This window comes from Pseudolabrys sp. (assembly GCF_035943735.1).
In the GTDB taxonomy this organism is placed as follows: Bacteria; Pseudomonadota; Alphaproteobacteria; order Rhizobiales; family Xanthobacteraceae; genus Pseudolabrys.
Genome location: NZ_DASZBV010000026.1, coordinates 139,281 through 165,836, shown reverse-complemented (window position 1 = coordinate 165,836; position 26,556 = coordinate 139,281). Strand labels below are relative to the sequence as shown.

Sequence of the window (26,556 nt, the reverse complement as noted above, 5' to 3'; positions counted from 1 at the left end):
CCGGCGTCATTGTTGCGCCGCGGTTGCCGCTGTGTTAGCAACCGCCTCGATTTCGCGAGGGGCAACGCGGGGCATGCGCACGCGCCCTCGCAGGTCGGAATTCCTCCTTGAATTCCAAAAGGTTGCGCCGCCGTTCTGCGACGGCGCCCGGCCTTGATGAGTTAGAACAAAAACGAGCGTCACGTGGCAGGCGAAGACCCCCTTATCTCCGGCATGGCAGGCCGTTACGCCCACGCCCTTTTCGAGCTCGCGCTCGAGAACAAGGCGACCGATGCGGTCAAGGCCGATCTCGACAAGTTCGACGGCTTGCTCGCCGAGAGCGCCGACCTCAGGCGGCTGGTGCGCAGCCCGGTGTTCGGCGCCGACGAGCAGCTCAAGGCGCTGTCGGAGGTCCTCGACAAGGCCGGCATCGGCGGCCTCGCCGGCAAGTTCCTGCGTGTCATCACCGCCAACCGCCGGCTGTTCGCGGTGGGCGACATGATCCGCGCCTACCGCGCGCTGGTCGCCCGTCACAAGGGCGAGGTGCAGGCGCAGATCACGGTCGCCGAACCTCTCAACGACAAGAATTCCGAGGCGCTCAAGGGCGCGCTCAAAAGCGTCACCGGCGGCAAGGACATCGACCTCAATATCAAGGTCGACCCGGCCATCATCGGCGGCCTGATCGTCAAGGTCGGCAGCCGCATGGTCGACAGTTCGCTCCGCACCAAGCTCAATGCGATCAAGTTCGCGATGAAAGAGGCCCGCTGATGGACATCCGCGCCGCAGAAATTTCCGCCATCCTGAAGGACCAGATCAAGAATTTCGGCCAGGAGGCCGAGGTCTCCGAAGTCGGTTCGGTGCTCTCCGTCGGTGACGGCATCGCTCGCGTCTACGGCCTCGACAACGTCCAGGCCGGTGAGATGGTCGAGTTCGAGAACGGCACCCGCGGCATGGCGCTGAACCTCGAGACCGACAATGTCGGCATCGTCATCTTCGGCGCCGACCGTGAAATCATGGAAGGCCAGACCGTCAAGCGCACCGGCGCCATCGTGGACGTGCCGGTCGGCAAGGGCCTGCTTGGCCGCGTCGTCGACGCCCTCGGCAACCCGATCGACGGCAAGGGTCCGATCCAGTCGACCGAGCGCAAGCGCGTCGACGTGAAGGCGCCCGGCATCATCCCGCGCAAGTCGGTGCACGAGCCGATGGCGACCGGCCTCAAGGCGGTCGACGCGCTGATCCCGATCGGCCGCGGCCAGCGCGAGCTGATCATCGGCGACCGCCAGACCGGCAAGTCGGCGATCATTCTCGACACCATCCTCAACCAGAAGCCGCTCAATGCGCAGCCGGACGAGAAGATCAAGCTGTACTGCGTCTACGTCGCGGTCGGCCAGAAGCGCTCGACCGTCGCGCAGTTCGTGAAGGTGCTGGAAGAGCAGGGCGCGCTCGAATACTCGATCATCGTCGCCGCGACCGCTTCCGATCCGGCGCCGATGCAGTTCCTGGCGCCGTTCTCCGGCTGCACCATGGGCGAGTACTTCCGCGACAACGGCATGCACGCCGTCATCTGCTACGACGACCTGTCGAAGCAGGCCGTCGCCTACCGCCAGATGTCGCTCCTGCTGCGCCGCCCGCCGGGCCGCGAAGCGTATCCGGGCGACGTGTTCTATCTGCACTCGCGTCTCCTGGAGCGCGCCGCCAAGATGGGCGACGCCGCCGGCGCCGGCTCGCTCACCGCGCTGCCGGTCGTCGAGACGCAGGCCAACGACGTGTCGGCCTACATCCCGACCAACGTCATCTCGATCACCGACGGCCAGATCTTCCTCGAGACCGACCTGTTCTATCAGGGCATCCGCCCGGCGGTGAACGTCGGTCTGTCGGTGTCGCGCGTCGGTTCGGCCGCGCAGACCAAGGCGATGAAGAAGGTCGCCGGCAAGATCAAGGGCGAGCTCGCGCAGTACCGCGAGATGGCCGCCTTCGCCCAGTTCGGCTCCGATCTCGACGCCACCACCCAGCGCCTTCTGGCGCGCGGTTCGCGCCTGACCGAGTTGCTCAAGCAGCCGCAGTTCTCGCCGCTGAAGATGGAAGAGCAGGTCGCGGTGATCTACGCCGGCGTCAACGGCTATCTCGACAAGTTCGAAGTTGGGCGCGTGCGCGCCTTCGAGAGCGGCCTCCTGTCGCTGCTGCGCACCAAGCACGCCGACCTGCTCGACTCGATCCGCAAGTCGGGCGACCTGTCGAGCGCCGACGAAGCCAAGCTGAAGGACATCGTCGACAACTACGCGAAGAGCTTCACGTAAGCGCGGGGTGAACGCGGCCGGGTTTGCCCGGCCGCGCGATCTGGAAGACACGAGCGGTTCGACCGAGAGCGACTAAAGAATGGCCTCCCTCAAGGACATGCGCGTTCGCATCGCCGCGACCAAGGCGACGCAAAAGATCACCAAGGCCATGCAGATGGTCGCGGCGTCGAAGCTGCGCCGCGCGCAGGCGGCGGCGGAAGCGGCGCGGCCCTTCGCCGAGCGCATGGATCGCGTGCTCGGCAACATTTCCGCCGGCATGGCCGGCCGCGACGGTGCGCCGCGCCTGCTGGCCGGCACGGGCGCCGACCGGGTACATCTGTTGATCGTCGCCACCGGCGAGCGCGGTCTTGCCGGCGCCTTCAACTCGGCGATCGTGCGTCTTGCCCGCGAGCACGCCAACCGGCTCGCCGCCGAAGGCAAGGAGGTCAAGATCCTGACCGTCGGCCGCAAGGGCCACGAGCAGCTCCGTCGCCTGTACGAAAAACAGATCGTCGACCGCGTCGAGCTGCGCTCGGTGCGCACGATCGGCTTCGAGCACGCCCAGGACATCGCCGCCAAGGTGCTGGCGATGTTCGACAAGGGCGAGTTCGACGTCGCCACGTTGTTCTATTCGCGCTTCCGTTCGGTCATCTCGCAGGTGCCGACCGCGCAGCAGATTATTCCGGCCAAGCCGCCCGAGGGCGGCGCCGCCTCGACCGCGGCCTACGAGTACGAGCCGGAAGAAGACGAGATCCTCACCGACCTGCTGCCGCGCTATGTCGCGGTGCAGGTGTTCCGCGCGCTGCTCGAAAACGCGGCGTCGTTCTATGGCTCGCAGATGAGCGCCATGGACAACGCCACGCGCAACGCCGGCGAAATGATCCGCAAGCAGACACTCACCTATAACCGCACGCGTCAGGCGATGATCACGAAGGAACTGATCGAGATCATCTCCGGCGCCGAAGCGCTGTAAATTCGTAGCGAGGACGATATGGCCACTGCCAACGCAAACGGAAAAATCACCCAGGTCATCGGCGCCGTCGTCGACGTGCAGTTCGAGGCCGAACTGCCGCAGATTCTGAACGCGCTCGAGACCACCAACGGCGGCAACCGCCTGGTGCTCGAGGTGGCGCAGCATCTCGGCGAGAACACGGTCCGCACCATCGCGATGGACTCGACCGAAGGTCTGGTCCGCGGCCAGGAAGTCGCCGACACCGGCGCGCCGATCTCCGTGCCGGTTGGCGACGAGACGCTCGGCCGCATCATCAACGTCGTCGGCGATCCGGTCGACGAGGCGGGCCCGGTCCCGACCACGGCGCGGCGCGCCATCCACCAGGAAGCGCCGGCTTACATCGAGCAGTCGACCGAAGCGCAGATTCTCGTCACCGGCATCAAGGTCGTCGATCTGCTCGCGCCTTACGCCAAGGGCGGCAAGATCGGCCTGTTCGGCGGCGCCGGCGTCGGTAAGACCGTGCTGATCATGGAGCTCATCAACAACGTCGCCAAGGCGCACGGCGGCTATTCGGTGTTCGCCGGCGTCGGCGAGCGTACGCGTGAGGGCAACGACCTCTATCACGAGATGATCGAGTCGGGCGTCAACAAGGACCCGAAGAAGGGCTCCGTCGCCGGCTCCAAGTGCGCGCTGGTGTACGGCCAGATGAATGAGCCGCCGGGCGCCCGCGCCCGCGTTGGTCTCACCGGGCTGACAGTCGCCGAGCACTTCCGCGACCAGGGACAGGACGTGCTGTTCTTCGTCGACAACATCTTCCGCTTCACGCAGGCCGGCTCGGAAGTGTCGGCGCTGCTCGGCCGTATTCCTTCGGCCGTGGGCTATCAGCCGACCCTCGCCACCGACATGGGCGCGCTGCAGGAGCGCATCACCACCACGACCAAGGGCTCGGTCACCTCGGTGCAGGCGATTTACGTGCCGGCCGACGACTTGACCGACCCGGCGCCGGCGACCTCGTTCGCCCACTTGGATGCGACCACCGTGCTGTCGCGCGACATCGCCGCCAAGGGCATCTATCCGGCGGTGGACCCGCTCGACTCGACCTCGCGCATGCTGTCGCCGCTGGTCGTCGGCGAGGAGCACTACGCGGTTGCCCGCCAGGTGCAGCAGATCCTCCAGCGCTACAAGGCGCTGCAGGACATCATCGCCATCCTCGGCATGGACGAGCTGTCGGAAGAGGACAAGACGACGGTGTCGCGCGCGCGCAAGATCGAGCGCTTCCTGTCGCAGCCGTTCTTCGTCGCCGAAGTGTTCACCGGCTCGCCGGGCAAGCTCGTCGACCTCGCCGACACCATCAAGGGCTTCAAGGGCCTGGTGGACGGCAAGTACGATCACCTGCCGGAGGCCGCCTTCTACATGGTCGGCACCATCGAAGAGGCGGTCGAGAAGGGCAAGAAGCTCGCGGCTGAGGCGGCCTGATCTTCACCACCCTGAGGAGCCGGCCGCAAGGCCGGCGTCTCGAAGGGTGAGTGACAACGCAATTTGAGTCGAGACTATCCATGGCCCTGCATTTCGAACTCGTCTCGCCCGAGAAGCTGCTCTTCTCCGGCGAGGTCAATCAGGTGGACGTGCCGGGCGCCGAGGGTGACTTCGGCGTGCTTGCGGGGCACGCACCGACGGTGGCGACGCTGCGGCCGGGCATTGTCACGGTGCACGCGCCGGGCGGTTCGACGCGTATCGTCGTGCTCGGCGGATTCGCCGAGGTGTCGGCGTCGGGCCTGACCATCCTGGCCGAGGTCGCGGAAGATGCCACCACGATGAGCCCCGCGTCGATTGAGAGCCGTATCAGCGAGCTGGAGCAGCGCGTCGCCAAGACCGAAGCCGGTTCCGAGCTCGACAAGCTCATCACCCGCCTCGACAACTACAAGACCGTGCACCGGCACCTCATCGGCACGGCGATGCACTGAACATCACTTTTTTGGAATGCCTCGATGCCCGGCCTCGCGCCGGGCATTTGCTTTAGGCGACGAACCTGGCGAATTCCTTCACCACGCGCTCGTAGATGTCGCGCTTGAACGGCACGACGAGGTCCGGCAGCTCGCGCATCTCAACCCAGCGCCAGTCGATGAACTCCGGCGGGTGATGGCCGCCGGCGGGCAGCGTGACGTTGATTTCGCGGTCCTCGCCGGTGAAGCGCAGCGCGTACCATTTCTGCTTCTGGCCGCGGTATTTGCCGCCCCAGGCTTCGTGCGCAATCTCGCGCGGCAGGTCGTAGGTGAGCCATTCGGCGATCTCGTCGAGCTTCTCCACCGACTTGATGTTGGTCTCCTCGTAGAGCTCGCGCAGCGCCGCCTTGTACGGGTCCTCGCCCTCGTCGATGCCGCCCTGCGGCATCTGATAGACGTGCGTGCGGTCGACGTGTTCCGGGCCGCCGGCGCGGCGGCCGACGAAGACGCGGCCTTGCGCGTTCAGCACCATCGTGCCGGCGCAAGGGCGATAGGGCAGGGAGTCGTACGACGACATAAGCGGTCCTGGATCAAAGGCGCGCGATGGCGCCGGGACCCTATGACGACTTCGCTTTCAGCGCCACCATGCTGATCGGCACCAGCACGAAGCCGCGGCTCTCCACCGCCTTCGCCCAGGCGGCAATACGCTTGATCGTGGCCGGCTCCGCGGTGGCGAGTCCGACGGCGACGCCGTTGTCGCGCGCAGCCATCTCCAGGCGCGCCAGCGCATGATCGATCTCGGTCGGCGTCGGCACGGCATCGATGACAACATCGGCCTTGGCGAAGGGCATGTTTTGCGCGCCGGCGGCCTGGCCGGCGATGCTGCGCATCGAGGCGCCGTCGTCGACATAAATCAGGCCGCGTGCGGCGGTTTCATGCAGTACCGGCTTGAGTGCCTTCTCCGACGAGGTGAAGCGCGCGCCCATGAAGCTCATCACGCCGACGTAACCCTGGAAGCGGCTCATCAGCCAGTGCAGCCGGTCGATGTTCTGTGTGGCGGTGAGCGAGGTCAGCAGCGTCTCGGGGCCGGGATCGTTGTCGGGATAGTCGAACGGCTCCATCGGAACCTGCAGCAGCAACTCGTGGCCTTCGGCGCGCGCGTGCCCGGCGAGCATCGGCAGGTCGGCGCCGTAGGGCGACAGGGCAAAGGTCACGGGCGCCGGCAGCATGCCGGTGGCGTCGGCGGTACCGTCGGCGCTGACGCCGACGCCACCGACGATGACGGCGATGCGCGGGAAGTCCTTCTTGTCGGGCGGCAGAACGCGCGGCCTGGCATAGGCGGTCGAGGGGCGCGTGCCGTCCTTGGCGATCACCGGCACGGGGCCATGGCGCGTGGCCTCGAGCAGCTTCTGATCGGCAGGGGCGAGCGAGGAATGCTTGTCGGGCTTGCCCGGAACCACCACCTGCTGGCGCTTGCCGTTCGAGCCGTCGATGATGGTGACGGTCTTGGCGCCCGGCGGCACCTTCACGTCAACGATCGCCGCAGTGGCCGCCGGTCCGTCTGCTCCGCCGTCGTGGCGATGGCTCGCCTCGGCGCCGCCGGCAATCTTGGCGGGAGCGCCGGCCGCCGACTGTGTCGACACGACGGCGACAGGCTGGCCGCCGAGCGGATCGTTCACGAAGGCCGCCCAGACGGCTACCACCACCCCGGACGTTGCCAGCAATGCCGCCAGCAACTGCGGCACGCCGATTCGCCGCGGGCGAAGATCTTCCTGCTTGTTCTTGTGCTGCCCGAGGGGTGCGTTCAGGTCATCCGCTGCCACGGGCACGTGTCCTCGCGAATCATCGCGGGATTCTAGCACGCGGGGATTGCGCGCCCTGCCGGCGCCAAAAAGAAACAGGGCGGCCCTGAAGGCCGCCCTGGAACAGTTTCGTCCGTTTGGGACCGATCAATTCGGGACCGGCGTCTTCGCATTCGGGGCCGAATTGACCTGTACACCGCGCAAGAGGTCGTCGGCCGCGTGCAGCGCCTTGTCGTTCTTCGGGTCGGGCGGGATGTAAGACTGCGAGCCCGTCTGCTCCTTGCCCGGGTCGCCCTTCAAGTGGCCGCGCAGCGAGGCTTCGCCCTTGGTGTCGGTCTTGTTCTTCAGGTCGTCCGGCACGTCCTGCATCACCTCGACGTCCGGCGTGATGCCCTTGGCCTGGATCGAGCGTCCGGACGGCGTGTAGTAGCGCGCCGTGGTCAGCCGCAGCGCGCCGTTGCCGGAGCCGAGCGGGATGATGGTCTGCACCGAGCCCTTGCCGAACGAGCGCGTGCCGAGAACGGTCGCGCGCTTGTGGTCCTGCAGGGCGCCCGCGACGATCTCGGACGCCGAAGCCGAGCCGCCGTTGACCAGGACGATGAGCGGTTTGCCCTTGATCAGGTCGCCGGGCCGCGCATTGAAGCGCTGCGTCTCGTCGGCGTTGCGGCCGCGCGTCGACACGATCTCGCCCTTCTGCAGGAAGGCGTCGGCGACCGAGATGGCCTGATCGAGCAGGCCGCCGGGATTGTTGCGCAGGTCGAGGACATAGCCCTTGAGCTTGTCCTCCGGCACCTTCGCCTGGATCTCGGCGATGCCCTTCTTCAGGCCCTCGGTGGTCTGCTCGTTGAACTGCGTGAGGCGGATATAGCCGACGTCGTCGCCTTCCACGTGCCAGCGTGCCGAGCGCACGCGGATGACGTCGCGCGTGATCGAGACCTCGATCGGCTTGTCGGCGCCCTTGCGCATGATAGTGAGCCTGATCTTGGTGTTGATCGGGCCGCGCATCTTCTCGACCGCCTGGTTCAACGTCAGGCCCTGCACCTGGTCGTCGTCGAGCTTGGTGATGATGTCGTTGGCCATTACGCCGGCCTTCGCCGCCGGCGTGTCGTCGATCGGCGCGACGACCTTGATCAGGCCGTCTTCCATCGTCACCTCGATGCCGAGGCCGCCGAATTCGCCGCGCGTCTGCACCTGCATGTCGCGGAAGCTCTTCGCGTCCATGTAGCTCGAGTGCGGATCGAGACCCGTGAGCATGCCGTTGATCGCGGATTCGACCAGCTTGCCGTCGTCCGGCTTCTCCACGTAGTCGGAGCGCACGCGCTCGAACACGTCGCCGAACAGGTTGAGTTGGCGATAGGTGTCCGCGGCGGCGGCCTTCGCGCTGGCGCCCACGAACACCATGTGCGGTTGCACCGCGAGCAGCGTCAGTGCCGCTCCCGACGCCGCGCCAAGGAGTACCAGAGAGGTCTTGCGCATCATCCGCGAACCTTTTCGCCTTCGCCAGCCGCCCACCATGGGCCTGGATCGACGGGAGTCCCGTCTTTTCTCAACTCGACGTACAGAACCGGTTGGGTGGAACCAGCCGCGAGGATGGCGGCGATCCGGGAGCCGCTCCCCATCACCGCAACGGGTTCTCCGGTCAGCACGAACTGCCCCAGATCGACTGATATCCGATCCATCCCAGCGAGCAGCACATGATAGCCGCCGCCCACATTCAGGATCAAGAGTTGGCCATATGAACGGAACGGACCTGCGTAAACCACCCAGCCGTCGGCCGGCGAGGTGATCTGGGCACCGGCGCGCGTGGCGATGGAAACGCCTTTTTCCGCGCCACCTATTCCGTCGGGATCGCCGAATTCCTTCAATTTCACGCCGTTAACCGGGATTGGTAGCCGCCCGCGCAAGGAGGCGAAGGCAACCGCCGGCGCCAGCCGCCCCGGATCGTGCAGCGCCGCCATAGACGGCCGCTGCGCCTGCTCCTGACGCTCACGCGCGGCGCGCGTCGCCGGATCGAGGCCCTTCTCCAGTTTAGCGATCAAATCCTGGAGATTGCCCGCCTTCTGCGCCAGGTCGGAGGCGTGGGCCCGCTCGGTGGCCAGTTGCTTCTCGCGCTCGGTCTGCTGCTGCTGGCGGTCGGCGATGAGCGCGCTCATGCGCGTGCGCTCCTGGCCGAGGGACGCCAATTCGCTCTTGAGCTTGTCGCGGCCGGCGGTGATGTCCTTGCGCACGGCGATCAGCGCGGCGAGGTCGTGCGCCAGCGTGCTCACCTGCTCGCGCATCTCGGGTAGCACGGCGCCGAGCACCATGGCCGTGCGCACCGACTGCAAGGCGTCCTCCGGGCTGGAGATGAGCGCGGGCGGCGGCCGCCGCCCGATCCGCTGCAGCGCGGCCAGCACCTCGCCGATCACGCCGCGCCGATCGTCGAGCGATTTCCGCAACGCGGTCTCGCGCGCATCGAGCGGCTTGAGCTTCTCTTCCGTCGCCGCGGCCTTGGCCTCGACGTCGCGCACGCGCGCGGCGGTGTCGATCAGCGCTTGATTGAGCTTGCGCCGATCGGCGCCGATCTCCTCGATCTGGCGTTTGATCCCGGCTTCGGTCTCGACCGATTTCTGCTGCTGGTCGCGCAGCGCTTTCAGCTCTTCGTCGTGCTGCTTGAGTGCGTCGAGTTTGCCGCCGCTCTGGGCGTTCGGAGCCGCCGGCTGTTGCGCCTGTGCTGTAGACACGGCAAAGCAAAGCGCCGCAACGAGCACGGCGCGTGGATTAAGACGGCGCAAACCGCCAAGGCAAATCATCGCTGCCAAATTACGCCCAAGGGTGGGGAGAGCAAGGCATTCCGCTGCCGGTTTGATGCCTCGGGATTACGTCCAAATCTGGCCCGGCGGGCAAAATCGGCGGCGGCCGCAGGGTAGCCTCAGGCTCGGTGGTAGGGATGTCCGGAGAGGATGGTGGTCGCCCGATAGATCTGCTCCAGCAGCATGACACGCACCAGTTGGTGCGGCCAGGTCGCCGTTCCGAAGGCGAGCCTGAGACGGGCCTTGTCGGCGAGGGTGGCGGCCAGACCGTCCGGGCCGCCGATGACGAAGACGGCTGCCGGCGTTCCGGCATTGCGCCATCGGCTGATCTGGCTGGCGAGACCTTCGCTGTCGAGATCGTCGCCTTTCGGATCGAGCAGGACGACAACTGCATCCTGTGGAATGACGTTGGCCAGCGCGATCGATTCCTCGATCATACGCTTGCCGGCATCCTCGGCGCGGCTCTCGCGGATTTCGACGATTTCGACGTCACGCAGCCCCAGGCTGCGTCCGGTCTGCGACGCACGTTTGCGGTAACGCTCGGAAAGCTCGGTTTCCGGGCCCTGCTTGAGGCGTCCGATGGCGGCCACGACGATGCGCATCGCACCGCGGACTTTATCAGTTCGACGTGCGGGCGTCGCCGCCGCGGCCGGACCACATCTTCTCGAGATTGTAGAAGGTGCGGATCTCGGGGCGGAAAACGTGCACGATCACATCGTTGGCGTCGATCAGCACCCAGTCGCCCTGGCGCTGACCCTCGACGCGCACGCGCGAAGCGCCGGCTTCGTGAAGCTTCTTGACCACGTCGTCGGCGATCGAGGCGACATGGCGCTGCGACCGGCCCGTGGTCACGACCATGAAGTCACCGATTGAGGACTTGCCGCTGATGTCGATGCTGACGGTGTCCTCGGCCTTCATGTCTTCGAGGCTCGCGAGGACGGTGCGTAGTGTCGCCTGCGCACTGGCGCGTTGGGACACGGCTTCGGGTGCGGTCTTCGGCCCCCGAGAAAGTGCAGATGTCGGCAGGGCTTCTCGTCCTTCCATGCGTTACGCCCGCCAGCGACGCGGGCACAAGTAAAGATAGCGAGGCGCCAGCCCGCCTGCCAGTGCGCCCGGCGCTATCGGGGGGTATGGAGGCACGGCTTTCTTCAGCCGGTGGAACCCGGTTTGCGGTCGCGCCGGGCGCGTAGGGCCGTTGAGGACAAAGGGGATTTCAGGCCGTGCAGGAATGCCCAGGCGGGCGGCCTGCGGCCGGGCAGGCTGGCGGCGGCCGTTTCAGGCACGCGGGCGCTGCTCAGCGCCTGGCTGGCCGGGCTGGCGGCGGCATAGAGGCTCGGGCCCAGGCGGTCGACCACCGCGATCGGAACCAGCTTGGCGATGTCCCGCCATTTCTGCCAGCGGTGGAAGCTGCGCAGGTTGTCGGCGCCCATGATCCAGACGAAGTGCACGCCCGGGCAGCGGGCGATCAGCCAGGAAATCGTGTCGAAGGTGTAGCGCGTCTTGATGACCGCCTCGAGCCCGGTGACATCGATGCGCGGATGATGTGTGAGCGCGCGGGCGGCGGCAATGCGCTCGTTGAGCGGAGCGAGACCCTTGGTGTTCTTGAGCGGATTGCCCGGCGTGACCAGCCACCAGACGCGGTCGAGCTTCAGCCGCTTGAGCGCGAGCAGCGACGCGGCCAGGTGCGCCTGATGCGGCGGATCGAAGGTGCCACCGAACAGACCGATCCTCATGCCGGGCGCGTGCGGGGGCAGGATGCGCTCGGTGCGGGCGAGCTCTTGCGGGTTCACGGCCGGATCTGACCGTTTCCGCGGATGCGGTATTTGAACGTGGTGAGCTGCTCGACGCCCACGGGGCCGCGTGCGTGCAGGCGCCCGGTGGCGATGCCGATCTCGGCGCCGAAACCGAACTCGCCGCCATCGGCGAATTGCGTCGAGGCGTTGTGCAGCACGATGGCGGAATCGACCTCCGTCAGGAACTTGTTCGCCGCCGCGGCATCGTCGGTGACGATTGCATCGGTGTGATGCGAACCGTGGCTCTCGATGTGTTCGATGGCGCCGGCGACGCCGTCAACGACGCGCACGGCGATGATGGCGTCGAGGTATTCGGTCGCCCAGTCTTCCTCGGTCGCCGTCTTCACGCGCGTATCGATGGCCCGTGTGGCCTCATCGCCGCGCACTTCGCAGCCGGCGGCAAGCAGCATCTCGACCAGCGGCTTGAGATGCGTTTTCGCGATGGCGCGGTCGACCAGCAGCGTCTCGGCCGCGCCGCAGACGCCGGTGCGGCGCATCTTGGCGTTCAGCACGACGGTCTTGGCCATGTCGAGCGCGGCGGCGCCGTCGACGTAAATGTGGCAGTTGCCCTCGAGATGCGCGAACACCGGCACGCGCGCTTCCGTCTGCACGCGCGCGACCAGGCTTTTGCCGCCGCGCGGCACGATGACGTCGATATTGCCGTCGAGCCCGGCCAGCATCAACCCGACGGCGGCGCGGTCGCGCGTCGGCACGAGCTGGATGGCGGCTTCCGGAAGGCCCGCTTCGCGCAGGCCTTCGACCAGTGCGGCGTGGATCGCCCGCGAGGAGCGCGCCGAATCCGAGCCGCCGCGCAGGATCGCGGCATTGCCGGATTTCAGCGACAGCGCGCCGGCGTCGGCGGTTACGTTCGGGCGGCTCTCGTAGATGATGCCGATGACACCGAGCGGCACGCGCACGCGCTCGATGTTGAGGCCGTTCGGGCGGGTCCAGGCGTCGATGGTGGTGCCGACGGGGTCGGCGAGGCCGCGCACGGTCTCGATGCCGGCGGCCATACCCTCGATGCGCGCTCCGTTGAGCACCAAACGGTCGATGAAGGCGCCGGTGGCGCCGCCCTTGCGGGCCTCGTCGGCGTCCTCGGCGTTGGCGGCGAGGATGGCGGGGGCCTGCGCCCGGACGGCCGCAGCCATGGCGGTGAGCGCACGGTCCTTCTGCGCGGCCGGGGCCAACGCCAGGATCCGCGCGGCGGTGCGCGCGCCGCGGCCGATCGCGGCCATGGCGGCGGCAAGATCGCCAGTCCCTTCAATGCTTTTCAGCGGCGCTGTCATGTCCCGGACGGCCTTCAACGCGGAAATTCCGGGCTTTTCCTATCACGCCGGTGTTCCGGCCGCGAGATGGCGCAGCCGGGGGCATAGCTCCCATGGTAACTGGGGATAGCGTGGACAACCTCCGCCGATACCGAACGCGTCAACTGCCCTTGACGTTGGGCTGACAGGGTTCCGCCGTCACAGAGGAGGGTTTCATGGCGTCCAGCACCAGCCGTCTGCCTACCCGCTTCCCCGTTGGTACGAAGTTCGTGATCGAGGCCCGGCCACGTGGCCGGGGCCAGATTTTCACCCGCCACGTCGAATTCCCCGACGGGACTTTGGTGCGGCTGCCGGAGCAGCCGGGGACCATCGTGGCCGGGGAGGCGGCCCCTGTGCCGCGCCGCCGGCACGCGCGCCGCAGCCACTGAGCGGCCCGTTCCCCCGGCCAAAAAAAGAGGGACCCGAAGGTCCCTGGGGGTAGTTTCAGCACTGTCGGTGCTGCAAGCGGGTGGCTGGCGGGGTTGTCTCAGGAGGCAGGGTCCGACCGCCCGTCTTGCGATACGGGCATTGAGCCGGCTGACTGCGGCGCAGACCATTGGCCAAATCGTCGCGAGCCAAACTGTCGCGGCGGCACAGCCGGGTCAGGGCGGCTCCATCAGCGACAGCTCTTTCGCGGCCTTGCGCTCGCGCAGGAAGATGTAGATGCCGGCGGCGATGATGATCCCGGCGCCGAGCAGCATGCCGAGGCGGGGGATGTCGGCGAAGAAGACGTAGCCGAGCAGGATCGCCCAGAAAATCGTCGAATACTGATACGGCACCACCACCGAGGCCGGCGCCAGCTTCAGCGAGCGGTTGACGCAGAGATGCGCCACCATCGCCGTAATGCCGAGCAGGACCAGGAGCAGCGTGTCGCGCGCATCGAGCGGCACCCAGGTGAAGGGCGCGGCGATGAGGCCGAACAACAGCGCGCCCACGGTTGGCGTCGTCACCAGGACGAGGTCCGACGTGCCGCGCACCAGCCGTGTGCACACCATCAGCAGCGAGAACAGAAAGCTGCCGGCGATCGCCACCAAAGCCGGCGCCGACAACGACGCGGCGGACGGGCCAAGCGCCAGCATCACGCCGCCGAAGCCGGCGAGCACCGCGAGCCAGCGGCGCCAGCCGACGTGCTCGCCCAGAAGCAACGGCGACACCGCGGTCACATAGATTGGGCCGGCGAGATAGAAGGTCATCACGTCGGCGAGCGGCATATAGGCAAGCGCCCAGTAGAAGCACCCCACTTCGAGGGTGGCGAAGAGCGGGCGCAATAGCTGGATGAACGGCCGCGGCGCCTCGCGGAAGTCGCGCAGGGTGCCGCGCCGGAAGAACGGCAGCAGGCAGACCAGCGCTGCAGCGCTGCGGATCAACAGCAACTGGCCGACCGAATAGGTCGAGACCAGCCATTTCCCCAATGCATCGTTGAGCGAGAAGACGAAGATGCCCAAGAGCATCATGCCGATGCCGACAAGGACATGGTCGTGCTGGCCAGGGCTATGGGCGCGAGCGGTCACCGGCGCGGTATACACGTCACCGGTGTCGCGGCGAAGTCGCCATTAGCCCGGCGGCGCGGCGCGGGCGGCGGCGGTGAACTTGGCGCCGAATTCTTCCAGCTCCTCGCGATTGAGATCGCTCACCGCCAGCAGATTCAGCCCGTTCTCGTTCCAGCGTAGGATGTTGAAGCCCTGCACCATCGAAAGCGCCGGCGTCGACGGCGCAGGTCCGAGGTCCTGCGCGACGAACAAATTGATCACATGGATGCGCCGCCGGTAGACGATCACCGCCGCCGGCTTGCCGTCGATGTAATCGAGCCGGCCGCCGATCAAGGTGAAGCCCTGCGCCGTGAGGTCGATGACCGGCGGCGCCAGATCGATGCGGCCGTTGAACCACGGCTTCACGGTGTGCTGGTTGCTCGACAGGACGTCGGTGAGATGGTCGGCCTGCAGCGAGCGCAGATGCGCCGAGATGGCGTCACCGAGGATGCGGTCGTCACGGCCGTCGCGCAGTACGACGAAGGTGAGGCTCGCCGCGACAAGCGCCGACGTGATGCCGCCGAGCGCGAAGCCCTTCAGGAGGGCGCGGCGGTTCGGCACCGGCACCGGCGCCGGCACGACGCCATCGATCTTTGCCCGCAGCGTGGCCGGCACATCGAAACCGAGCGGCTGGGCGCGCAGCGCGTGTTTCACCTCGCGCGCGGCGGCGAGCTCGGCGGCGCAAGCCGGGCATTGCGCGACATGCGCCTCCACCTCGCGCGCGTGCCCGGCGTCGAGCTCGCCGTCCGCCAGCGCATGCACGAGCACGCGTACTTCCTCGCAGGTCATGATCCTTTCTCCTCCGCCAGCCAGGCATCGCGCAACAGCGCTCTTGCCCGCGCCAGCCGCGACATGACCGTGCCGACCGGCGAGCCGGTGACCTCGGCGATATCGCGATAGCTCAGATCGTTGATCTCGCGCAGCACCAGCACCTCGCGGAAGGCGTCGGGCAGTTGCGCGATCAGCCGCTGCACTGTTTCCGCATCGAAACGCGAGAGGCTGACCGTCTCCGGCGAGGGCGACGCCTCGCCCCACAGGTTCTCCGAGGCCTCATCGGCCGCATCGTCGCTGCCGTCCGCCTGCACGGCGGCGAGCGCGCCGCGCCGCGCATATTCGGCGCGGCAGACATTACGCAATATGGCCAGCAGCCACGGCTTCATTGGCCCGCCGCGGAATGTGGCGAAATGCCGATAGGCGCGCAGATAGCACTCCTGCGCCGCGTCCTCGGCGTCCGCCGGATTGCGCAGCAGATAGCGCGCGAGCGTGTAGACGTCGCCGAGATGCGGCAGCGCCGCTTCGCGAAAGCGCTGCGCGCGGCCGCGCTCGTCGTCGCCCGTAAACGCCACGCCTGTCGTCTCCTGTGCGCGCATGGCCCCGCGCGGCAGCGGATCGCCGCCGCGCGAGGCCATGCGCTGATGCGCAGTCATTTCGCGCCGGTGTCGCCGGTCGCGGTCTCGACCACGATTCTCCCGGTCATGTGCGGATGCAAGGAGCAAAAGTAGTCGAAGCTTCCCGGTGTCGTGAATGTGAACGAGTAGGTGTCGCCGGTATCGAGCGCCTTCGATTTGAACTTGCCCGGATCGGCGACCGTGTGCGGGATGTCGTCCCTGTTGGTCCAGACGACGGTGTCGCCGGCCTTCACCGTCACCACCTTCGGATTGAAGGTGAAGTTGTCGATGCCGACTTTCACCTCCGCCGCGCCGGCCGGCCCGGCGAGCGAAACAAGGAGAGCCGCGCCGGCGGCCATGGCTGTGAGAATTCGCATGGTCATGTCCGCGCCTCAAGCCTTCAACGGCGTGTCGACGATGGCGAGCCGCTGCTCGTTCTGTTTGAAGGTGATGCTGGCGGTGCCGAGCATCGTGCGCAGTTTCTCGTCCGGCACCTTCATCGGCCCAGGCGACGGTGCCGTTCCTGGCGCCGGCTGCGGAAACGCGGTCGAGCGCGCGGTGTGGAAGGTGACGTTGCCCTCGACCTTCTGCATCACCTGGTGGATGTGGCCGTTGAGCACGGTCACCGAGCCGAAGCGCTTCAAGTAAGAGAGCGCCTGTGCGCCGTCGTCGGTGCCCCAGCCCCATTCCGGATAGACGGTCCACAGCGGGATATGCGCGAACACGACCACTGGCTGCGAGGCGGATCGCCCCTTCACGTCGTCCTCGAGCCATTCAAGCTGCTCGTGGCCGAGATTGCCGAGCCCGCCGCCCTTCAGGTCGACGACGTTGACGAGGCCGATGAAGTGCACGCCGTTGGCGTCGAAGCTGTAATAGCCCGGCCCCTTGGTGCCGCGACCGTAGCGCTCGCGATAGAGCTTGCCCTGCTCGTCGTCGAGCAGGTCGTGTTCGCCCGGCACGTAGTGCACGTCGAGCCGCGCCTGCGAGATGATTTTCTCGGCGTCGTCAAATTCCGCCGGCTTCGACAGATGCGAGATGTCGCCGGTGTGGATCATGAAAGCCGGATTTCCGGGCGCCGCCTTGACGCGCGCGATCGCCTCCTCGAGCGTGCCCTTGGCGTTGGGATTGGCCGCCTTGTCGAAGCCCATGTGGCTGTCGCTGATCTGCAGGAAGGTGAAGCCTTTCACCTCCTGCGCCACCGCCTCGTCGATGAGCCCGACGGCGGTGGGCACGCCGCCCGCCACGGTCCAGAGCACGCCGGTGCCGGCCCAGGTCATGCATTCGAGCACTTTGCGGCGGCTCGGGCCGTCATCTTGCGTCGTCATCGCCTGTCTCCCTGACATTGCGGTCTACGGGAGACAGGATCGGTGGCAGGGGCGATTTATTCCCGGAACAAGCCCATGCTAGGTTAGGTCCCGACAAGGCCGCCAAAAACGGTTGCGGGAGAACGCCATGGCTTACGACCTCGACCAGTTCATTGCCGATTGCCGCACGACGCTGACGCAGGATGCAGGTCCCGCCGGACGCGAGACGGTGCGCCAGAACCTGGAAAGGCTGCTGGCCAACAAGGCTTTCATCGCCGCCTGTTGCGGCGACGATCAGCCGCGCGGGCTGAAGGTGCTGTACGAAGATCCCAAGCTCGGCTTCCAGGTGCTGGCGCACATCAACGACAAGGCGCGCGTCTCGCCGCCGCACGATCACGGCGAGTCGTGGGCGATCTACGGCCAGGCGACCAAGTACACCGAGATGACCGAGTGGGAGCACGAGGACGACGGCAGCGACCCGAAGCACGCGAAGCTTAAAGCCGTCAAGAAGTACCGGCTGGAGCCGGGAATGGCCGGCATCTACCAGGATGGCGCCATCCACTCGATCGACTATCCCGACTATGCCCGCTTCGTGCGGGTCACGGGCACCAACCTCGACAAGATCAACCGCATGCGCGTCGACCTGAAGACCGGCGAAGTGCATCAGATGACGCCGCAGCAGGCAACGTAATTTCCCTCTCCCCGCAAGCGGGGAGAGGTGAAGAAAGCGCGGCACGCGAGTTGAATTCCATGCTCCGTCCCCTCTCCCCCGCCGTCGTGAAATCGATGCTCACCGACGGTGAAGAGCTCGCGCTTATCGACGTGCGCGAGGAGTTGATCTATTCGCAAAAGCACCTGCTGTGGGGGCGCTCGGTGCCGTTGAGCCGCATCGAGCTGCGCTTCGCGCGGCTGGTGCCGCGCAAATCGACGCGCATCGTGCTTGTCGACGATGGCGATGGCCTCGTCGAGCGCGCGGCCGCGATCCTGATGAACGCCGGATATGTCGATATTTACTATCTGGACGGCGGCGTCGCCGGTTGGGAGAAGGCGGGCTTGGTCACCTTCTCCGGCATGCACGTGCCGTCGAAGGCCTTCGGCGAATTCGTCGAGCACGACAGCGGCACGCCCAGCGTCAGCGCGCAGGAGCTGGACGCCATGCTGCGGTCCGGCACGAACATGAAGGTGCTCGACAGCCGCCCGTTCGAGGAGTTCTCGCGCGTGTCGATCCCGACCGGCATCGACGTGCCCGGCGCCGAGTTGGTGCTGCGCGTGCGCGACATCGTACCGTCGCCGGAGACGACCATCGTGGTCAATTGCGCCGGTCGCACGCGCAGCATCATCGGCGCCCAGTCGCTGATCGACGCCGGCGTACCGAACAAGGTCGTGGCGCTGCGCAACGGCACCATGGGCTGGCATCTCGCCGGCCTGAAGACTGCGAGCGGCGAGACGACGCGTTTTCCCGATGTGAGCGACAAGGGTCTTGCCTGGGCATGCTCCTCTGCCGAGGCGGTGGCGAAGAAGCACGGCGTGCAACGCATCGACCGCGCCGGCGTCGCACGGCTGCAAGCCGACACGTCGCGCACGACCTATGTCTTCGACGTGCGCGATCCGGACGAATACAAGCGCGGACATTTCCCAGGCGCCGTCTCGGCGCCCGGCGGCCAGTTGGTGCAGGCGACCGACACCTATGCCGGAACGCTCGGGGCGCGCATCGTCCTTTCGGATGACAAGGCGGCGCGCGCGCTGATGACCGGCGCCTGGCTGCGCCGCATGGGTTGGCAAGAGGTGTTTGTGCTCGCCGAAGCCGGCGACGAGAGCGGCGACCTCGCGCCGGCTTTGCTCGGCGCGCCGGCATCGGCCAAGGCCGTCGATCCGTCCGCTGCCATCGAGATCGACGACGTTACCGTCATCGATCTGTCGTCCAGCCCGCGCTATCGCCGCGGCCACATCCCGGGCGCCTGGTTCGCCATCCGCTCGCGGCTGGAGCACGCCCTGCCGAAAATCGCCCCGCGTGGACCGGTGCTGCTCACCTCGGAAGACGGTGTGCTTGCCGGCCTGGCGGTTGCCGATGCACAGGCGCTGACCGACCGGCCGGTGCAATGGATCCGCGGCGGCAATGCTGCCTGGGCTGCCGCCGGCTTTCCGCTGTCGACCGCCGAGCGGCTCGCCGACGACCCGTTGGACGTCTGGCTCAAGCCCTACGAGCGGCCGGGCGACCCGAAGGCCGGGATGCAGGAGTACCTGACCTGGGAGGTCGACCTGATCGACCGCATCAAGCAGGACGGGACCTGCGATTTCCTCGATTCAGAGGGCCGCCGCGCCGCTCACGGCTAGTGCGCCGCCGCCCAGGATCGCCTATATCGGCTGCATGAAATTCCTCGACGAGGCCAAGGTCTACATCCAGTCCGGCGCGGGCGGGAACGGCTGCGTGTCGTTTCGGCGCGAGAAGTTCATCGAGTTCGGCGGACCCAACGGCGGCGACGGCGGCAAGGGCGGCGATGTCATCATCGAAGCGGTGAACGGCCTCAACACGCTGATCGACTACCGCTACCAGCAGCACTTCAAGGCCGAGCGCGGTGGCAACGGCATGGGCAAGGACCGCCACGGCGCCAATGGCAAGGATGCTGTGCTCAAGGTGCCGGTCGGCACCGAGGTCTACGAGGAAGACGGTGAGACGCGAATCGCCGATCTCACCACCGTGGGCCAGCGCGTCACCATCGCCAAAGGCGGCAATGGCGGCTTCGGCAATGCCTATTTTAAATCGTCGACCAATCGCTCGCCGCGCCGCGCCAATCCCGGCCAGCCGGCCGAGGAATTCGTCATCCGGCTGCGGCTGAAGCTGATAGCCGATGCCGGCATCGTCGGACTGCCCAACGCCGGCAAGTCCACCTTCCTCGCCGCGGTCAGCGCGGCCAAGCCGAAGATCGCCGACTATCCCTTCACCACGCTGCATCCGCAGCTCGGCGTGTTCCAGGTCGACAACCGCGAATTCGTGATGGCCGACCTGCCGGGCCTGATCGAAGGCGCGCATGAAGGCGTCGGTCTCGGCGACCGCTTCCTCGGCCACACCGAGCGTTGCCGCGTGCTGCTGCATCTGGTCGACGGTACGAGCGAGGATGCCGGCGAAGCCTACAAGATCGTGCGCGGCGAGCTGGAAGCTTACGGTCAGGGCCTCACCGAAAAGCCGGAGATCGTGGCGTTGTCGAAGGTCGACGCCATGACGCCGGAAGCGATCAAGGCGCAGACCGCCAAGCTGAAAAAGGCCTGCAAAAAAGCGCCGCTGTTGTTGTCGTCGGCCTCACGAGAGGGCGTGACCGAGGTGTTGCGCGCGCTTTTGAAAATCATCGACGAGGCGCGGGTCGGAACTGACAATCCGGAACCGCAAGAAGCCGCCTGGCAGTCGTAAAGCCCACCGTCATGGCCGGGCTTGTCCCGGCCATCCGTGTCTTCTACTGAACGAGCTTAAGCCGTGGATGCCTGGGACAAGCCCGGGCATGACGCAGAGAACAGCCGGGAGCCCTCGCATGAAAACCCGTGCCGCAGTCGCCTGGAAAGCCGGCGAGCCGCTCACCATCGAGACGATCGACATTGAGGGGCCGAAGCCCGGCGAAGTGCTGGTCGAGGTCATGGCGACCGGCGTTTGCCACACCGACGCATTCACGCTGTCGGGCGCGGACCCGGAGGGCATCTTCCCGGCGATCCTCGGTCACGAAGGCGCGGGCATCGTGCGTGAGGTTGGCGCCGGCGTGACGACGCTCAAGGTCGGCGATCACGTCATACCGCTCTACACGCCGGAATGCCGGCAGTGCAAAACCTGCCTGTCGCAGCGCTCGAACCTGTGCACGTCGATCCGCGCCACGCAAGGCAAGGGCCTGATGCCGGACGGCACGTCGCGCTTCCGCTGCGACGGCGATCCCGTCTTCCACTACATGGGGTGTTCGACCTTCGCCAATTTCACCGTGCTGCCGGAGATCGCGCTCGCCAAAGTCCGCGAGGACGCGCCCTTCGACAAGATCTGTTACATCGGCTGCGGCGTGACGACCGGCATCGGCGCGGTCATCTACACCGCCAAGGTCTGGCCGGGCGCCAACGTCGTCGTGTTCGGCCTCGGCGGCATCGGCCTCAACGTCATCCAGGGCGCGCGGATGGTCGGAGCCGACAAGATCGTTGGCGTCGATCTCAATCCGGGCAAGCGCGCCATGGCCGAGAAATTCGGCATGACGCATTTCATCAATCCGGACGAAGTCGGCCGCGACAAGGTGGTGCAGGCGATCGTCGACGTGACCGGCGGCGGCGCCGATTTCTCGTTCGAGTGCATTGGCAACGTGCATACGATGCGGCAGGCGCTGGAATGCTGTCATCGCGGTTGGGGCGAGTCGATCATCATCGGCGTTGCCGGCTCGGGCCAGGAGATTTCGACGCGGCCGTTCCAGCTCGTCACCGGGCGCGTGTGGAAGGGTAGCGCATTCGGCGGGGCGCGCGGCCGCACCGACGTGCCGAAGATCGTCGACTGGTACATGGAGAAGAAGATCAATATCGACGATCTGATCACCCACACAATGCCGCTCGAAGAGATCAACCACGCCTTCGACCTGATGCACGAAGGCAAGTCGATCCGCAGCGTCGTCGTCTACTGATCGTCGTCGTCGTCCTCGACGGGGGCGAAGAAGCTGCGGTGCCAGCCGCGGTCGTCGTCGCTGCGGCGGACGATCACGCGGCTGTCGTCGATGCCGTCGTCCTCACCGTCGGCTGTGACGTCGCGGCGGATCTGACGACGCAGAACGGGTCCGTCCCCGTCGTGCGATGAGGCGCCGTCGGTCATGCGCGCGCCTTCGCGCGGTGCGTTCTGGACCTCGACGTCGCGACTGCCGCGATGAACCCGCACCGGCGCATCCCTGTCATCCTCACGCGACGCTTCCTTGCCGGATGCCGGCGGGCTGACGCAAAGCTGCCGCGGTCCCGAATAGGGCTGATAGGTGCAATCGGATTCGCGGAAGGATTTGTAGGCGCGCGAGCAGGCCTGTACGTCGCAGCTGTTCTTTGTGTGCAGCGCGACGGGCGTCGCATTCGCCGGCGGTGCGGCCGGCTTCTCCGAAACTGCGAGCTTGGCCGGCTGCGCTGCGGGCGCAACGGACGGTGTCGCTTTCGCTTCCTTGGCCGCGGGCTCGGCCGGCTTTTGCGGCTCCGGGGCGGCGGCCTGCGACGGGGCGGCCGGTGGCGCGGGCTGGGCCGAAGCTTGCGCAACCGGCGCGGGTCGAGGCTGCGCCGGCTGAGTCGCCGCTTGGGTCGTAGGGGCGGGCGCAGGCTGCGCCGGCGTGGGCGGGTCGGAGGCCTTCGCCGTCTCCGCCGGTGCCGAGCTGCCCGGATGGACAGGCGTGAGCGGCGTCAGGTCGTGGCTCGGATTCCCAGCGCTGCCGGTCGTCTCCCGACGCGCCACCTTTACCGGCTCGTTGGTGACCGCGATTTCCTTGTGTTGCCCGCCTTTGGGCGAACTCATCACGCCGAGGCCGAAAACCAGCCCGGCGCAAAACAACAGCCCTGCGCCGGCGACGGACATGAGAATGAGTGTGAAGCGGGACTGCATTGATCCGTCCTGGGCTTTTGAATGTCAGGGCGGAAACGCTGAGCCAGGAAGACCGGTTCCTCGCCGGTCACTCGCGGCGGTCTGGATCACGGCAAAATGACGCAGTTCCTGTTCCGCGCCGAACGTGCGGAGACTGTCAGCGGCCGAACAGATCGAAAGCCCAGCCGCGGCGCGGTTCGGCGTAACTGTCGCGATTGCCGTCACGCTCGGCGTAGGTGCGATCATAGGCCCGCCGTACATCGCCGGTCCGGCTGGCGTGATGCACGGTGGCCGGCCGCGCCGCCGCAACCCGCTTCGACGCCGCGTTCTTCGTGCAGAGACGACGCTCGCCCGCCAAAGGTTGGTAAGTGCAGTCGGTGGCGCGGAAGGATCTGTAGGCCGCAGCGCACGCGTCGATTGCGCAGTGATTGGGCGCGCTCACGGTAGCGGTCGCGGCAGGCTGGATTTGCGTTTCTTCGGAGCTGGCCTGGGCATTGGCAGCGACGCCGACCGACTCGGCTGCGCTCTTCGGCGCGGGCACAGAAGCCCTCCGTGTGCTCCCCGTCGCAGTCGTGGCCGAGGTCTGAATCTTCGCCGGGCCGATGCGCGGGGCGTTGTCCGTGATCTGCGCCGCGGGCGTAGCATAGCTCGGCGGCTGCAAAGGCGATTGCGTCAGGTCGAGGCCGAACACGATGCTGCCGGCAGCGACCACCAGCACGAACAGATACACAAAAAACGCCATGACCCGCGCCCGACCTGAGGAACTTCAACAAAGGCAACGCCTTCGCCGACGCGCCGTTCCGGTTACCACACGTCCAACTTATGTATGTTCCTTAAGACGCCGCGCAAGCGTGCCGCATCGGCCGGAGCGGCGCTTTTCTGGTCATTGTCGAAATACACATAAATGGCGCGCCGTTGGCGGCACCATGCGGCAATCGCGCGCGCCCACGTCTTGAGCGCGGTGTCCGAGTAGTGGCCCTTGTAAGTTCCACCGGGCCCGTGCCCGCGGATATAGACATGCTTGGCCGTCGCCAGCCAGGGCGCCGGGGCATCGTGATGATCGGAGATGCAGAGCGCAATGTCGTGCCGGCGGAGAATTTTATAGATCTCGTCGTCGTACCAGCTCGCGTGACGAAATTCGAAGGCGTAGCGGCGCTTCCTGTTCAGCAGGCGGATGAACGACGACAGCCTGTCCGCATCGGCCTCGAAGCGGGCGGGCAATTGGAAGAGCACCGGCCCCGCTTTGTGTCCCAGAATATCCAGCCGCTCCTCGATCAGTTCCAGGCTGTTGCGCGAGCGATCGCTCAGCCGCTTCCAGTGTGTGATGAACTTCGATGCCTTCCAGGCGAAGACGAAATCCTGCGGGGTCTGGTCGCGCCAGCCGCGCACGGCGTCGAGCGATGGCGTACGATAGAACACGCCGTTGAGCTCGGCTGTGATGAACTGGCTGGCGTAATAGCGAAGGTGATGTTTGACCATCACCTCACGGGGAAAGAACGGCCCGCGCCACGACTGGTAGCTCCAGCCGGAGGTGCCGATGATGATGCGGGATCGTGCGCTGCGCCGGGCCACGGGTAACCAATCCACGAACGGTACAAACGTAATTCGGAGCCAACGTCCCCCAATGCCGCTTTGTTCGCGCGGCTCGCGTTCGGCGGCGGCGAAAAGCATTCGATAGCAGTCGTGCGGGGTGCGAATGATCGGAGCGTTCGCAGCGCCGTTCGGAGCAGGTCGGGGATGGATGCCGGGCTTTCGTCAGTAAAATTCTGCGACATCCGGGAACGAATTGTCGATTTCCCTAACCCTCTGAAAGCCTTCAATTATCTTTAAAAGTCCGCATTCTCGCCGCGAAAGCGCACAGGCAGACGGCTATCCCGCGCGCCAATTCGGGGAGAAATCGGGAGACAATCTGAATGAAACTGCGCCTTGTCGCCGCACTCTGCGGCGTCTCGACCATGCTTGCCTTTTCACCTCTCGCACATGCGCAAATCGGTATTGCGTCGATCTATTCCGGTGGCCGCACGGCCAACGGGGAACATGCCTCGCCTCACGGCCTGACGGCCGCACATCGCAGCCTTCCGTTCGGAACCCGCGTCCGCGTCATCAACCGCCGCAACGGCCGCAGTGTCGTCGTACGCATCGACGATCGCGGCCCTTTCGTCAGCGGCCGCATCATCGATCTGACGCCGGCGGGCGCACACGCGCTCGGCTTCTCCGGTCTTGCGCCGGTCGACGTTGTGCCGGTGCGCGGCTAAGGCTTGAGAACAAGACCCTCGTCGGCCCGCAGCGGCGTTCCATCGCGGACGCCGCTGCGGTCGCCGTGCGTGGAGATGAGAACGGACACGCCGGCAAGCGCGTCCGGCAGCGGCCGATCGTGCGAACTCAGATTGAGTGCCACGACGAGACGCTCATCGCCGCTGCTCCGCTCGTAGACGAGCACGTCGTCGTCGACGGCGCGCAGCCGGAAGGCGCCGACGCTCAAGGCCAGGTGGGCACGGCGCAGCGCGATCAGCGCGCGATAGAGATTGAGGACCGAACCCGCATCGGCTTCGAGCGCGGCGACGTTGCGCGCGGCATGGTCGTCGCTGAGCGGCAGCCAGGGTTTGCCCGACGTGAAGCCCGCCTGCGGGCCGCCGTCCCATTGCATCGGCGTGCGTGAAGGGTCGCGGCCCTGGTCGGGCTCGTTGATGCCCCACGGGTCCTGTACCGCCTCCGGCGGAATCTCGACACGCGAAAGTCCGATCTCGTCGCCGTAGTAAATCGTCGGCGTGCCGCGTAGCGTCATGAGCAACATCGCCGCGACGCGCGCCTGCCGCTCGCCGACGCGCGCGGCGATGCGCGGCCGATCGTGATTGCCCAGTACCCAGTTCGGCCAGCCGCCGGAGGGCAGCAGCCGCTCGTAGTCCTCGATGGCCTTGGCGATGGCGCGCGCGTTCCACGCCGTCTCCAGAAGTTGGAAATTGAACGGCAGCTGCGCGCCTTTCAGCTCCTTGCCGTAATAGGTGACGAGCCGCTCGAGCGGGAGGTAGATCTCGCCGATCAGCACACGCTCGTTGAATTCGTCGAGCACCGCGCGCATCTCGGCGATGACGTCGTGCACCTCGGGCCGGTCGGCGTTGTAGAACTGGATCAGCTTGCCGATCTCCGCGCCCGGCGGCTGCCACGTCGGATTGAGCGGATTGTCTCGCAGCGCCTCGTCCTTGATGAGCAGCCAGATCACATCGACACGGAAGCCGTCGACGCCACGGTCGAGCCAAAAGCGCAGCGCGTCGTACATCGCCGCACGCACATCCGCGTTGCGCCAGTTCAGGTCGGGCTGCTGGCGCAGGAACGAGTGCAGGTACCACTGGCCGGTCGCCTCGTCGAAGGTCCAGGCAGGGCCGCCGAAATGCGAGATCCAGTTGTTGGGCGGCGCGCCGTCGGGCTTGCCGTCGCGCCAGATATACCAGTCGCGTTTGGCGCTCTTACGCGAACTACGGCTATCGAGAAACCACGGATGCCGGTCGGACGTGTGATTGGGTACAAAGTCGAGAATGACCTTCAGCCCGCGCGCATGCGCTTCGGCGACGAGCGCGTCGAAGTCGGCGAGGGTGCCGAACAGCGGATCGATGTCGCAGTAGTCGGCGACGTCGTAGCCGAAATCGGCCATCGGCGAGGGATAGATCGGTGAAATCCAGACCGCGTCGACGCCGAGCGAGGCGAGATAGTCGAGCCGCCGGTGGATGCCGGGGAGGTCGCCGACGCCATCGCCGTTCGTATCCTGGAAGGAGCGAGGATAGACCTGGTAGACGATGCCGTGCTGCCACCACAGCGATCCGCTTGCCGCTTGCGCCAACTGCTGCTCCCTTGCGCCCCGCCGCGCGCCTCTCTACAGGCGTGTGACGACGATGAAACGACGGTCCCGGCCAATGGTGCCAGAAAACCGCCGATA

28 protein-coding genes are annotated in these 26,556 nt (G+C 66.6%); 11 read left to right on the top strand and 17 right to left on the bottom strand.

Translation table 11 applies throughout. The annotated features are described in order from the left end of the window. Positions 1 to 183 precede the first annotated feature (183 nt). The 5 genes from VGV41_RS20250 to VGV41_RS20230 all read left to right on the top strand — a co-directional run bounded on the left by VGV41_RS20250 (position 184) and on the right by VGV41_RS20230 (position 5,171). The gene (locus VGV41_RS20250) at positions 184 to 747 is read left to right on the top strand and encodes a F0F1 ATP synthase subunit delta (protein ID WP_326865891.1); all 564 of its coding nucleotides are present in this window, start codon (positions 184 to 186) and stop codon (positions 745 to 747) included. Continuing rightward, a complete protein-coding gene (gene atpA / locus VGV41_RS20245; RefSeq protein ID WP_326865890.1) occupies positions 747 to 2,276 on the top strand; it encodes a F0F1 ATP synthase subunit alpha in 1,530 nt (509 codons plus the stop codon). Before VGV41_RS20250 ends, atpA begins: the two co-directional genes overlap by 1 nt. Before the next feature lie 79 nt (positions 2,277 to 2,355). Then, positions 2,356 to 3,228, top strand: a complete 873-nt coding sequence (locus tag VGV41_RS20240; RefSeq protein WP_326865889.1) for a F0F1 ATP synthase subunit gamma — start codon at positions 2,356 to 2,358, stop codon at positions 3,226 to 3,228. Positions 3,229 to 3,246: 18 nt separating this feature from the next. Next, positions 3,247 to 4,683, top strand: a complete 1,437-nt coding sequence (gene atpD, locus VGV41_RS20235; RefSeq protein WP_326865888.1) for a F0F1 ATP synthase subunit beta — start codon at positions 3,247 to 3,249, stop codon at positions 4,681 to 4,683. An 80-nt stretch (positions 4,684 to 4,763) separates the two neighbouring features. Further along, positions 4,764 to 5,171, top strand: a complete 408-nt coding sequence (locus VGV41_RS20230) for a F0F1 ATP synthase subunit epsilon (protein WP_326865887.1) — start codon at positions 4,764 to 4,766, stop codon at positions 5,169 to 5,171. Positions 5,172 to 5,223: 52 nt separating this feature from the next. Here the strand turns inward: VGV41_RS20230 and VGV41_RS20225 are convergent, their stop codons facing one another. From VGV41_RS20225 to VGV41_RS20190, 8 genes are all read right to left on the bottom strand, one after another. Next, on the bottom strand, positions 5,224 to 5,727 hold the full coding sequence (locus VGV41_RS20225) for an RNA pyrophosphohydrolase (protein ID WP_326865886.1): 504 nt from the start codon (positions 5,725 to 5,727) through the stop codon (positions 5,224 to 5,226). Positions 5,728 to 5,767: 40 nt separating this feature from the next. After that, positions 5,768 to 6,973 (bottom strand): divergent polysaccharide deacetylase family protein, encoded by a 1,206-nt coding sequence (locus VGV41_RS20220; protein WP_326865884.1) that lies wholly within the window; start codon positions 6,971 to 6,973, stop codon positions 5,768 to 5,770. A gap of 126 nt (positions 6,974 to 7,099) precedes the next feature. Then, positions 7,100 to 8,431, bottom strand: a complete 1,332-nt coding sequence (locus VGV41_RS20215) for a S41 family peptidase (RefSeq protein WP_326865882.1) — start codon at positions 8,429 to 8,431, stop codon at positions 7,100 to 7,102. Beyond that, entirely contained in the window at positions 8,428 to 9,675 is a 1,248-nt protein-coding gene (locus VGV41_RS20210) for a murein hydrolase activator EnvC family protein (protein ID WP_326865880.1), read from the bottom strand. Before VGV41_RS20210 ends, VGV41_RS20215 begins: the two co-directional genes overlap by 4 nt. Before the next feature lie 188 nt (positions 9,676 to 9,863). Beyond that, the gene (rlmH, locus tag VGV41_RS20205) at positions 9,864 to 10,346 is read right to left on the bottom strand and encodes a 23S rRNA (pseudouridine(1915)-N(3))-methyltransferase RlmH (protein WP_326865879.1); all 483 of its coding nucleotides are present in this window, start codon (positions 10,344 to 10,346) and stop codon (positions 9,864 to 9,866) included. A 16-nt stretch (positions 10,347 to 10,362) separates the two neighbouring features. Further along, a complete protein-coding gene (gene rsfS / locus VGV41_RS20200) occupies positions 10,363 to 10,722 on the bottom strand; it encodes a ribosome silencing factor (RefSeq protein ID WP_414705175.1) in 360 nt (119 codons plus the stop codon). 170 nt (positions 10,723 to 10,892) lie between these two features. Continuing rightward, the gene (locus VGV41_RS20195) at positions 10,893 to 11,534 is read right to left on the bottom strand and encodes a nicotinate-nucleotide adenylyltransferase (RefSeq protein ID WP_414705174.1); all 642 of its coding nucleotides are present in this window, start codon (positions 11,532 to 11,534) and stop codon (positions 10,893 to 10,895) included. Then, entirely contained in the window at positions 11,531 to 12,823 is a 1,293-nt protein-coding gene (locus tag VGV41_RS20190; RefSeq protein WP_326865876.1) for a glutamate-5-semialdehyde dehydrogenase, read from the bottom strand. Before VGV41_RS20190 ends, VGV41_RS20195 begins: the two co-directional genes overlap by 4 nt. Before the next feature lie 194 nt (positions 12,824 to 13,017). On the opposite strand from VGV41_RS20190, the gene VGV41_RS20185 reads away from it, so the two are divergent. After that, positions 13,018 to 13,230 (top strand): hypothetical protein, encoded by a 213-nt coding sequence (locus VGV41_RS20185; protein ID WP_326865875.1) that lies wholly within the window; start codon positions 13,018 to 13,020, stop codon positions 13,228 to 13,230. A gap of 213 nt (positions 13,231 to 13,443) precedes the next feature. On the opposite strand, the gene VGV41_RS20180 is transcribed toward VGV41_RS20185, so the two are convergent. Genes VGV41_RS20180 through VGV41_RS20160 form a run of 5 tightly spaced genes read right to left on the bottom strand, consistent with a single transcriptional unit; the run spans position 13,444 to position 17,083 of the window. Continuing rightward, positions 13,444 to 14,352, bottom strand: a complete 909-nt coding sequence (locus tag VGV41_RS20180; RefSeq protein ID WP_326865874.1) for a DMT family transporter — start codon at positions 14,350 to 14,352, stop codon at positions 13,444 to 13,446. 42 nt (positions 14,353 to 14,394) lie between these two features. Further along, a complete protein-coding gene (locus VGV41_RS20175; RefSeq protein WP_326865873.1) occupies positions 14,395 to 15,159 on the bottom strand; it encodes an anti-sigma factor in 765 nt (254 codons plus the stop codon). After that, a complete protein-coding gene (locus VGV41_RS20170; RefSeq protein ID WP_326865956.1) occupies positions 15,156 to 15,740 on the bottom strand; it encodes a sigma-70 family RNA polymerase sigma factor in 585 nt (194 codons plus the stop codon). Before VGV41_RS20170 ends, VGV41_RS20175 begins: the two co-directional genes overlap by 4 nt. Positions 15,741 to 15,793: 53 nt before the next feature. Next, positions 15,794 to 16,141 carry a cupredoxin domain-containing protein gene (locus VGV41_RS20165; RefSeq protein WP_414705172.1) on the bottom strand — a complete coding sequence of 116 codons (348 nt, stop codon included), beginning with the start codon at positions 16,139 to 16,141 and terminating at the stop codon, positions 15,794 to 15,796. 9 nt (positions 16,142 to 16,150) lie between these two features. After that, positions 16,151 to 17,083, bottom strand: coding sequence for a metallophosphoesterase family protein (locus tag VGV41_RS20160; RefSeq protein WP_326865872.1), 933 nt, complete (start codon positions 17,081 to 17,083; stop codon positions 16,151 to 16,153). Positions 17,084 to 17,210: 127 nt separating this feature from the next. Here VGV41_RS20160 and VGV41_RS20155 point away from each other — a divergent pair, with 127 nt between their 5' ends. The 4 genes from VGV41_RS20155 (at position 17,211) to VGV41_RS20140 (ending at position 21,699) form a co-directional block, all read left to right on the top strand. Continuing rightward, a complete protein-coding gene (locus VGV41_RS20155; protein ID WP_326865871.1) occupies positions 17,211 to 17,753 on the top strand; it encodes a hypothetical protein in 543 nt (180 codons plus the stop codon). A 59-nt stretch (positions 17,754 to 17,812) separates the two neighbouring features. Beyond that, the gene (locus VGV41_RS20150) at positions 17,813 to 19,396 is read left to right on the top strand and encodes a rhodanese-like domain-containing protein (protein WP_326865870.1); all 1,584 of its coding nucleotides are present in this window, start codon (positions 17,813 to 17,815) and stop codon (positions 19,394 to 19,396) included. Positions 19,397 to 19,430: 34 nt separating this feature from the next. Then, complete coding sequence (obgE, locus tag VGV41_RS20145) at positions 19,431 to 20,468, top strand: GTPase ObgE (protein ID WP_326865868.1); 1,038 nt, start codon at positions 19,431 to 19,433, stop codon at positions 20,466 to 20,468. Positions 20,469 to 20,586: 118 nt separating this feature from the next. After that, positions 20,587 to 21,699, top strand: coding sequence for an S-(hydroxymethyl)glutathione dehydrogenase/class III alcohol dehydrogenase (locus tag VGV41_RS20140; RefSeq protein ID WP_326865866.1), 1,113 nt, complete (start codon positions 20,587 to 20,589; stop codon positions 21,697 to 21,699). Here VGV41_RS20140 and VGV41_RS20135 read toward each other — a convergent pair. The 3 genes from VGV41_RS20135 to VGV41_RS20125 all read right to left on the bottom strand — a co-directional run bounded on the left by VGV41_RS20135 (position 21,693) and on the right by VGV41_RS20125 (position 24,296). After that, positions 21,693 to 22,646, bottom strand: a complete 954-nt coding sequence (locus VGV41_RS20135) for a BA14K family protein (RefSeq protein ID WP_326865865.1) — start codon at positions 22,644 to 22,646, stop codon at positions 21,693 to 21,695. The genes VGV41_RS20140 and VGV41_RS20135 overlap by 7 nt on opposite strands. A 136-nt stretch (positions 22,647 to 22,782) precedes the next feature. Further along, entirely contained in the window at positions 22,783 to 23,367 is a 585-nt protein-coding gene (locus VGV41_RS23035) for a BA14K family protein (RefSeq protein ID WP_414705171.1), read from the bottom strand. Between the two features lie 62 nt (positions 23,368 to 23,429). Continuing rightward, positions 23,430 to 24,296, bottom strand: a complete 867-nt coding sequence (locus VGV41_RS20125) for a DUF72 domain-containing protein (RefSeq protein ID WP_326865864.1) — start codon at positions 24,294 to 24,296, stop codon at positions 23,430 to 23,432. A gap of 242 nt (positions 24,297 to 24,538) precedes the next feature. Between VGV41_RS20125 and VGV41_RS20120 the strand changes: the two genes are divergently transcribed. Further along, entirely contained in the window at positions 24,539 to 24,880 is a 342-nt protein-coding gene (locus VGV41_RS20120; protein WP_326865862.1) for a septal ring lytic transglycosylase RlpA family protein, read from the top strand. On the opposite strand, the gene VGV41_RS20115 is transcribed toward VGV41_RS20120, so the two are convergent. Then, complete coding sequence (locus tag VGV41_RS20115) at positions 24,877 to 26,460, bottom strand: alpha-amylase family glycosyl hydrolase (RefSeq protein ID WP_326865861.1); 1,584 nt, start codon at positions 26,458 to 26,460, stop codon at positions 24,877 to 24,879. The two genes, VGV41_RS20120 and VGV41_RS20115, sit on opposite strands and share 4 nt — an antisense overlap. Positions 26,461 to 26,556 lie beyond the last annotated feature (96 nt).